We start from the raw sequence: 8,300 nt of genomic DNA, 5'->3' as shown, positions 1-8,300 counted from the left end.
TATTTTTTTGCGTCCGGAGACGCGGATATCAATCCTGCGAGTGCCCACACAGATTGTCTGATAAATTGTTAAAGAGCATGCCGCGATTTCTCTAGCGGCGCGGGATGCGTATATTACGCTTTCCGCATTCTCAGTCAAGCATTTATTTTTGCTTTTCTGAAGGTTGCCTTGAAGACCACCTCCTGAACACTTCGCTTCGTAAGCCGTTGTTCCGTGTCAGTGGAGGCGCAGTATAGGGATTTCTTCGGAGCTGACAAGCGCTAATTTCAAATTAATTTCCGAGTGCTGATTTTTTCGTCGAAACGCCACTAAACTGCTAATTTTTCCAGCAACGGGAAGCCATAACGCTGCAAAATCGGTGACAATTTCGTCACTTCATCATCTATACGCGTACAGAACGCTAAATTCTGACCGGATGAAACCGCCTGCGGTGCTTCATGCTCTAATAACCAAACGGTACGACGCGCAATCGCCGCGCCCGAATCCACCAGCCTTGTCCCTTCAGGTAGCACCAATTGCAGCTCATCACGTAGTAAAGGGAAATGCGTACATCCGAGAACCACGGTATCAGGTGGCTCTTTCATCCGTAGCCAGGGTTGCACAGCACGGCGTACATCAGCGAGCTCAACATCTTCGCCATGCAGCTTGGCTTCCGCCAGCTCCACCAGCTCAGCAGAGCCGAGCATTTCGATTTTGCAGTCACGGGCAAATTGCGCCACTAACTCATGGGTATAAGGACGTTTCACCGTGCCGCGCGTGGCCAGCAATCCCACTACGCCGTTACGCGTCAGACGCGCAGCAGGTTTTATCGCAGGCACCACACCCACAACCGGGAATTCGAAACGTTCACGCAGAGCCGGCAAAGAGATGGTGCTGGCCGAGTTACAAGCAATGATCACCAACGCAAGCGGGAAACGCTGAGTGATAGCCGTCACCACCGCCACCACGCGCTCGACAATAAAGTCTTCGGATTTTTCGCCGTACGGGAACCCTTCATTATCAAAGGCGTAGAGATAGTGAAGATCCGGCAGTAAATGCCGGACCTCATCATAAACGGAGAGCCCACCCACGCCGGAGTCAAACACCAGCACGGTGGGACGCAGATCAGAAGCTGTAGCTGGCGCTGAGGTAGTACTCCGTTCCTGGAGTTGGATAGCCATACGCTGTCTCATAATCTTTATCGAACAAGTTGGCAATTCTACCACGAACGGTGAGCTGTGATGTGACCGGATACGAGACCGCGAGATCTACCGTGCTGTAACTCGATAAACGACGCTGCTCGCTGGCATATTCGCTGGTGTTGTTATCGTAGCGCTTACCGAAGTACTGGTAGATGACATCAATATCAAAGTCATACACCGTCATACCCAGCTGATATTTGGCCTGCTCACGCGCACGACGCGCCAGCGTTTCACCATCTGAATCACGACGCGCATCCAGATAACCCAAGGTGATCTGGTGATGAAGGAAGCGGGTATCAAAATCAGCGGTGGCTTCAATACCTTTCAGCGTAACGGCTTTTTCATTGTAATAGCCGCCCTCAAAAGTCACAGGATCAGAAGCATAGGTAATGAGATTGCTGACTTTATTGTGATACGCCGCAACACGCCAATTAACCGGACCGGTTAAACCTTCTAGCGCGGCTTCCCACTGTTTTGATTTTTCAGGATTGAGATCGGGATTAGAGCTGATACCAAAACGCTTCAGACCATATAGCTGGCCTAACGTCGGCGCCTGGAAACCCGTGCCGTAAGAGAGTGATGCCTTATAACCCGGCACAAACTCCCAACCCGCAGCCGTTTGCCAGGTGCCATGACGGCCAAAGTCCTGGTTATCATCGCCACGCGCCGAACCTTCAAGTGTAACATTGCCAAACTGCTGCTGAGCCGTCAGGTAAGCACCGGTGTTGTCTTGCTTGTAACCATCTTCATCACGCGGTGCGCCAGAATAGAGTTGTCCAATCGAACTCAGTTTCTGCTGCTGCCAATCCAGACCGGCGCTGACCATGCCATGCCCCACCGCAAAGGTGTTGCCCCATTGCAGGTTGCGCTGCTCCATGTCATCCAGGCTATTGGAATCCGCATAGCGGCCGTCAGACCCAACGTAGTTATAGATTTTGTACTTTTGATAACTGGCGGTCAGCTGCGAGGAGTATTCCTCTTTATTAAAGCGCAGACCGGTATCAAACGAGTGATTATAGATCTGTTGCTCATCCTGACCACCGACATAACCCGCATCGTAATCTGAGTTCGCGGCGTAACCGTAACCCCGGAAGAAGCCAGAAAACGCCTCGTTAAACTTGTGGTCAACGCCAGCCCAGAACGCCTTATTGCGCCAGCCATCACGATCGCGATCGGTCGGAGACGTTGAGCCCGGCTGAACGTTGTAGCCGTTGGTGGCCTGATAAGAGCCCGCCACCGTTACGCGCGTCTGGTCCGTGACATTTTGATTGATGCCGCCGCTGTATTCCTGATAGCCCTTTGAACCAAAGCCAGCCGTCAGCGAGTTTTGATTATTCGGGTTTTGCGTGATGACATTCACCACGCCGCCAATCGCATCTGCGCCGTAAACCGCAGACCGCGGGCCACGAATGAACTCAACGCGCTGGATGATGGAAACAGGGATTTGGTTGAAGTCAGCAACGCCGGTAATGCCAGGCTTAGAGAACGGCACACCGTCAACCAGAATTAGCGTATGGCGCGCTTCCGAACCACGTACATACATAGAAGCGCTTTGCCCAATGCCGCCGCTTTGCGCGATATCCACGCCCGGCAAGCGGCGTAACACTTCCAGTAGGTTCTTGGATTGCCACTGATCGATCTCATCACGGGTGACAACAGAAGTCGAAGCCAGCACCGACGAGACCGGCTGCGCGAAGCGGTTAGCGGTAACGATTTGCGTATCATCATTCTGCTGGGCGAAGCCAAATTGCGCCCAGAGAGACAACGCCGTTGCACTGAAGGCAAACAGCGAAGCGTGTGTTTTTTTCATTGTTATAGCATCCAAAAGACGAAGCAGGATGCCGCACGACTACGACCAATAGCTCGCGATGGTCGTATGTATTGCGACGTCACACCGGCAGGTCTTCGGGCTGAGAATCATAAATGGTGAAAAAACTTCCCATCCGGCAGGACAGTGTTTGTAATTGCCATCACCACGACATTCCTTACCGCTGCGCGTCAGCTCCAGATTCACACTGGATTCCCTTTTAACTCAAGGAGGCCGGCAGGCGCAGTCTACGGCCAGGAAGGCCGGAAATCCAGACTTCCAGCCATCTTGTTTTCCGCAGGGCTGGACATCAGCAGTTGAATGCCTACAATCGCCCGGCAAGCCAGCTTATTACCAGGATTAAAGATGACACCCGAACAGCTCCCGATTGAACAATACGACGCGCAACTGGCGGAAAAAGTCAGCCGTTTACAGGCGATGATGGTGCCCTTTGCCGCGCCCGACGTGGAGGTGTTCCGTTCGCCGGTCAGCCACTATCGGATGCGTGCCGAATTCCGCATCTGGCACGACGGAGACGATCTCTACCACATCATCTTTGATCAACAGACCAAGCAACGTATCCGCGTCGATCAATTCCCGGCGGCCAGTGAATTGATCAACCAGCTGATGCCAAAACTGATCGCGGCGATCCGTGACAACCGCGCGCTGCGTTTCAAACTGTTCCAGATCGATTACCTGTCGACGATGAGCAACCAGATTGTTATCTCGCTGCTCTATCACCGCAAGCTGGAGGAGGAGTGGACCGCCGCCGCCAGCGCCCTGCGCGACAGCCTGCGTGCCGAAGGCTTTGACGTGCAGCTGATCGGCCGCGCCACCAAAACCAAAATCTGCCTCGATCGCGATTACGTGGATGAGCGCCTGCCGGTCGCGGGGAAAGAGATGATTTATCGTCAGGTGGAAAACAGCTTCACCCAGCCAAACGCGGCGATGAATATTCAGATGCTGGAGTGGGCACTGGACGTCACGCAGGATTCGCGCGGCGATCTGCTGGAACTCTATTGCGGTAACGGCAACTTCTCGCTGGCGCTGGCGCGTAACTTCCGCAGCGTGTTGGCCACGGAAATTGCCAAGCCGTCGGTCGCGTCCGCGCAATACAACATTGCCGCCAACCATATTGATAACGTGCAGATTATTCGTATGGCCGCTGAAGAGTTTACCCAGGCGATGACGGGCGTTCGCAGCTTCAATCGTTTAGAAGGCATCGACCTGAAGAGCTATCAATGCGAAACCATTTTTGTTGATCCGCCACGTAGCGGGCTGGATGAGGAAACTGTGAAGATGGTGCAGGCCTATCCGCGCATCCTTTATATCTCCTGCAACCCGCAAACGCTGTGCGACAACCTCGCGGTGCTGGGAGAAACGCATGATGTCACGCGTCTGGCGCTGTTCGATCAGTTCCCGTATACCCATCATATGGAATGCGGCGTGCTGCTGACGCGCAAGGCCTAAACAACAACGGGAACCCCAAGGTTCCCGTTTTTTCACTGCTTGCTCTTCGCGCGGCGAAAACGCATACCAATCCAGAACACCAGCGCCACCATCAGAATGGTCGGGATGAAGTTGGAGCCGATATCCGGATATTCAGCCCGCACCAGCGCGCTATAAACCAAAATACCCAGCAGGAAGAACGCCGCCGCCAGTGAAGGCATGCCGTCTGGCATATTGCGGTTGAGATAACGCTGGTGCAAACACCAGGCCGCGAGGCCAAGAGCAATCAGCGGGAATATCGAAAAGGGAACAAACGTGCTGAACAGCACCGAAAAGGAGCCGTTGATCGCTAAACCGGTGATAAAAGCCAATAAAAGCGTTCCTTTATCGCGTGGGTTTTGCTCAATCATTTCATTATCCTTATCACATTACTCTTCGGGTTTTTCCAGGGTAACCGCCAGACGCTCTTGCTCCCGGCGATACCAGTAATAAGCGCCTTTGGCGATCATGCGCAGCTGCAGCACTAATCGATCCTCAAGCTTACGGCGCTGCTCAATATCAACGTCCAGCGCTTCGGCACCCGCGCTAAACACAATCGTCACCATGGCTTCGGCCTGCGCTTCGGTGAAGCTGCGCGGCATGCGATTTTCTAATTCAAGATAATCGGCCAGTTCGGCGATGAAGTGCTGAATCTCACGCGCGACTGCGGCACGAAAGGCCGCCGAGGTTCCGGAGCGCTCGCGTAGTAAGAGCCGAAAAGCGTTGGGATTGTTCCCGATGAACTCCATAAAAGTTGCCACCGAGGTTTTAATAATGCTGCCACCCTTGGCAATACGCTGGCGCGCCTGACGCATTAACTGGCGCAGCATCAAGCCGCTTTCGTCCACCATGGTCAGCCCCAGCTCATCGACATCGCGGAAGTGACGATAAAATGAGGTCGGCGCAATCCCCGCTTCGCGTGCAACTTCGCGCAAACTCAGGCTGGCAAAACTCCTTTCTGCACTTAACTGACTGAAGGCAGCTTCAATCAGTGAACGTCGTGTACGTTCTTTTTGTAGCGCTCTGACGCCCATTTTCCCGGCCTTTTAGGTGATTTGGCAGGCACTATAACAAACTTTTCAGCGTACAGCGGTGCAAACTTTGTGAACGCCTGTGAACCTCACGCTTTGTCAAACTTCAGCAATTTACGCTGTTAGAATTCAGATGTGCGCGGCGAGATGTTAGAATCTCGTTGTAAAAATGTGATAAAAAAATAGGACGTACTGGTATGCAAAAGTCTTACGATTACGATGCCATTGTGATTGGCTCCGGTCCGGGCGGCGAAGGTGCGGCGATGGGGCTGGTGAAGCAGGGAGCGCGTATTGCAGTGATCGAACGCTACCACAACATCGGCGGCGGTTGTACACACTGGGGAACCATCCCTTCCAAAGCCCTGCGTCACGCTGTTAGCCGTATCATCGAGTTCAATCAAAACCCACTTTACAGCGATCACACTCGCCTCCTGCGCTCCTCATTCGCCGACATTCTCAACCACACCGAGAACGTGATCAGTCAGCAAACCGCGATGCGTCAGGGCTTCTACGAGCGCAACCGCTGTGAACTTTATCAGGGCGATGCCCGATTTGTTGATGCCAACACCATCGAAGTGGAACAACCCGACGGCACCCGCGAGCGATTAACCGCGGCGAAATTCGTGATCGCCTGCGGTTCTCGTCCGTATCATCCCGCGGATGTCGATTTCACCCATCCGCGCGTTTACGATTCCGACTCCATCCTCAACCTGCATCATGAACCTGGCCACGTCATCATTTATGGCGCCGGCGTAATTGGCTGTGAATATGCCTCGATTTTCCGCGGCCTGAACGTCAAGGTTGACCTGATCAACACTCGCGACCGTCTGCTGGCATTCCTCGATCAGGAGATGTCAGATTCCCTCTCCTATCACTTCTGGAACAGCGGCGTGGTGATTCGTCACAACGAAGAGTTTGAGAAGATTGAAGGCGTTGATGACGGGGTGATAATTCACCTTAAATCGGGCAAAAAAGTGAAAGCCGATTGCCTGCTGTACGCAAACGGTCGAACCGGTAACACCGATTCACTGGCGCTGGAAAACGTCGGACTGGAAGCGGATGGTCGTGGCCTGCTGAAGGTGAACAGCATGTATCAAACTGCGCTGCCGCATATTTACGCGGTTGGCGACGTGATTGGTTATCCAAGCCTGGCTTCTGCTGCTTACGATCAGGGCCGCATTGCCGCGCAGGCGATCATCAAAGGTGAAGCTACCGCGCACCTGATCGAAGATATTCCAACCGGGATTTACACCATTCCGGAGATCAGCTCAGTGGGTAAAACCGAACAGCAGCTGACGGCGATGAAAGTGCCGTATGAAGTGGGTCGTGCGCAGTTTAAACATCTGGCGCGTGCGCAGATTGTTGGCATGCATGTCGGCAGCCTTAAGATTCTGTTCCACCGCGAAACCAAAGAGATTTTAGGGATTCACTGCTTTGGCGAGCGTGCTGCGGAGATCATTCACATCGGCCAGGCCATCATGGAACAGAAGAACGGCGGCAACACGATCGAGTACTTCGTGAATACCACCTTCAACTATCCCACCATGGCCGAAGCTTATCGCGTGGCAGCGTTAAACGGCTTAAACCGCCTGTTTTAACGAGGTATCCAGATAACCCTTCATGTGGGTTTTGATTGCTTCTGCCAACTGCTCATAGCGGCTGCGCAGAGGCGATCCTGGACGATAGACCAACGCGATGGTGCGCTGCGGCACCGGCTTGTAGCACGGTAAATAGCAGACGCCATCACGTTCGCGTTCATTCGGCACGGACAGCGCAGGTAACAAGGTAATGCCGCTACCGGCGGCAACCATGTTGCGCAGCGTTTCCAGACTGGTGGCGCGGAAATGCGTATCTTCATCGGCACCGGCTTCGAAGCAGAAACCCATCGCCTGATCGCGCAGGCAGTGCCCATCTTCCAGCATCAGCAATTTCTCTCCGGCCAGATCCGACATCGGCACGCGATCGCGATCGCGCCACGGATGATCGGCATACACCGCCAGCGTCATTGGCTCATCAAACAGCGGCACCTCGATAAAGGCTTCACTCTCTTTCACCAACGCCACGATGGCGCAATCCAGCTTACCGCTGTCGAGCTGTGCCAGCAGTTGCTGCGTCTGCGCTTCATGCAGGTACATTTCGAGTTTGGGGAAGGTTTTGTGCAGCATCGGAATGATATGCGGCAGCAGATACGGCCCGGTGGTTGGAATCAAACCAATGTGCAGCGGTCCAGACATCGCTTCGCCTTGCTGGCTCGCCATCTCCTTCAGCACTTTCACTTCGCGCAGCACGGTTCGCGCTTGATCCACCAGCAACAGTCCAGCCTGAGTAAACAACACCTTACGGCTGGTACGCTCCAGCAGCATTACGCCAAGTTCATCTTCCAGCTTACGAATCTGTCCACTTAAGGTAGGTTGGCTGACATGACATGCGTCAGCTGCACGCCGGAAATGGCGATGCTCCGCAAGTGAAACCAGGTATTCGAGATCACGAATATTCATTGAAATCCTCCAAACCACGATAGCCCGTGGCGATAGATAGAATAGCAATGAACGATTGGCCCTATCAAGGCGTGAGCGGGAATAATGCGCGCATCAAATGATCTGGAGCAGAACCTGCAAACTGCTTAAAACCAATCACTGTGCTGGCCGGGAGTGGCCTGCCCTTGATGATGTGCCTATAACAAAATGTAATTCCGAAGCTAGAGGTTGGCGGGCTACCGAAGAGGTGCCCGCTTTTTTTTGCTTGTCGCTCGCCTGCTGGATATCAACAGAGCGCGATAAATCGCGCCGCTAC

The 8,300-nt window shown here is 53.6% G+C and carries 7 protein-coding genes and 1 riboswitch; of the genes, 2 read left to right on the top strand and 5 right to left on the bottom strand.

Annotation, left to right across the window (positions count from 1 at the left end):
* Positions 1–308 precede the first annotated feature (308 nt).
* Both murI and btuB read right to left on the bottom strand, forming a co-directional pair.
* A complete protein-coding gene (gene murI, locus KVT28_RS23615; RefSeq protein ID WP_192237049.1) occupies positions 309–1,160 on the bottom strand; it encodes a glutamate racemase in 852 nt (283 codons plus the stop codon).
* Positions 1,105–2,991, bottom strand: a complete 1,887-nt coding sequence (gene btuB, locus KVT28_RS23610) for a TonB-dependent vitamin B12 receptor BtuB (RefSeq protein WP_217550445.1) — start codon at positions 2,989–2,991, stop codon at positions 1,105–1,107. Before btuB ends, murI begins: the two co-directional genes overlap by 56 nt.
* A 68-nt stretch (positions 2,992–3,059) precedes the next feature.
* Positions 3,060–3,242, bottom strand: a riboswitch (cobalamin riboswitch).
* A 112-nt stretch (positions 3,243–3,354) separates the two neighbouring features.
* On the opposite strand from btuB, the gene trmA reads away from it, so the two are divergent.
* Positions 3,355–4,458 (top strand): tRNA (uridine(54)-C5)-methyltransferase TrmA, encoded by a 1,104-nt coding sequence (gene trmA, locus KVT28_RS23605; protein ID WP_217550443.1) that lies wholly within the window; start codon positions 3,355–3,357, stop codon positions 4,456–4,458.
* A 32-nt stretch (positions 4,459–4,490) separates the two neighbouring features.
* On the opposite strand, the gene KVT28_RS23600 is transcribed toward trmA, so the two are convergent.
* Positions 4,491–4,847 (bottom strand): YijD family membrane protein, encoded by a 357-nt coding sequence (locus tag KVT28_RS23600; RefSeq protein ID WP_061720276.1) that lies wholly within the window; start codon positions 4,845–4,847, stop codon positions 4,491–4,493.
* A gap of 18 nt (positions 4,848–4,865) precedes the next feature.
* Positions 4,866–5,510 carry an HTH-type transcriptional repressor FabR gene (gene fabR, locus KVT28_RS23595; protein WP_008109648.1) on the bottom strand — a complete coding sequence of 215 codons (645 nt, stop codon included), beginning with the start codon at positions 5,508–5,510 and terminating at the stop codon, positions 4,866–4,868.
* 194 nt (positions 5,511–5,704) lie between these two features.
* Here fabR and sthA point away from each other — a divergent pair, with 194 nt between their 5' ends.
* Complete coding sequence (sthA, locus tag KVT28_RS23590) at positions 5,705–7,105, top strand: Si-specific NAD(P)(+) transhydrogenase (RefSeq protein ID WP_101760632.1); 1,401 nt, start codon at positions 5,705–5,707, stop codon at positions 7,103–7,105.
* Here the strand turns inward: sthA and oxyR are convergent.
* Positions 7,088–8,005: a DNA-binding transcriptional regulator OxyR gene (gene oxyR, locus KVT28_RS23585; protein ID WP_008109652.1), complete on the bottom strand. Its 918-nt coding sequence runs from the start codon at positions 8,003–8,005 to the stop codon at positions 7,088–7,090. The two genes, sthA and oxyR, sit on opposite strands and share 18 nt — an antisense overlap.
* Between the last annotated feature and the right edge of the window lie 295 nt (positions 8,006–8,300).

It is taken from the genome of Pantoea sp. GbtcB22 (assembly GCF_019091025.1).
In the GTDB taxonomy this organism is placed as follows: Bacteria; Pseudomonadota; Gammaproteobacteria; order Enterobacterales; family Enterobacteriaceae; genus Pantoea; species Pantoea leporis.
This window is presented reverse-complemented; position numbering and strand designations above follow the sequence as displayed.

What these genes read in the sequence shown, in the direction of transcription:
- murI (WP_192237049.1), bottom strand. Translation starts at nt 1,160, where the DNA reads ATGGCTATCCAACTCCAGGAACGGAGTACTACCTCAGCGCCAGCTACA.
- btuB (WP_217550445.1), bottom strand. Translation starts at nt 2,991, where the DNA reads ATGAAAAAAACACACGCTTCGCTGTTTGCCTTCAGTGCAACGGCGTTG.
- trmA (WP_217550443.1), top strand. Translation starts at nt 3,355, where the DNA reads ATGACACCCGAACAGCTCCCGATTGAACAATACGACGCGCAACTGGCG.
- KVT28_RS23600 (WP_061720276.1), bottom strand. Translation starts at nt 4,847, where the DNA reads ATGATTGAGCAAAACCCACGCGATAAAGGAACGCTTTTATTGGCTTTT.
- fabR (WP_008109648.1), bottom strand. Translation starts at nt 5,510, where the DNA reads ATGGGCGTCAGAGCGCTACAAAAAGAACGTACACGACGTTCACTGATT.
- sthA (WP_101760632.1), top strand. Translation starts at nt 5,705, where the DNA reads ATGCAAAAGTCTTACGATTACGATGCCATTGTGATTGGCTCCGGTCCG.
- oxyR (WP_008109652.1), bottom strand. Translation starts at nt 8,005, where the DNA reads ATGAATATTCGTGATCTCGAATACCTGGTTTCACTTGCGGAGCATCGC.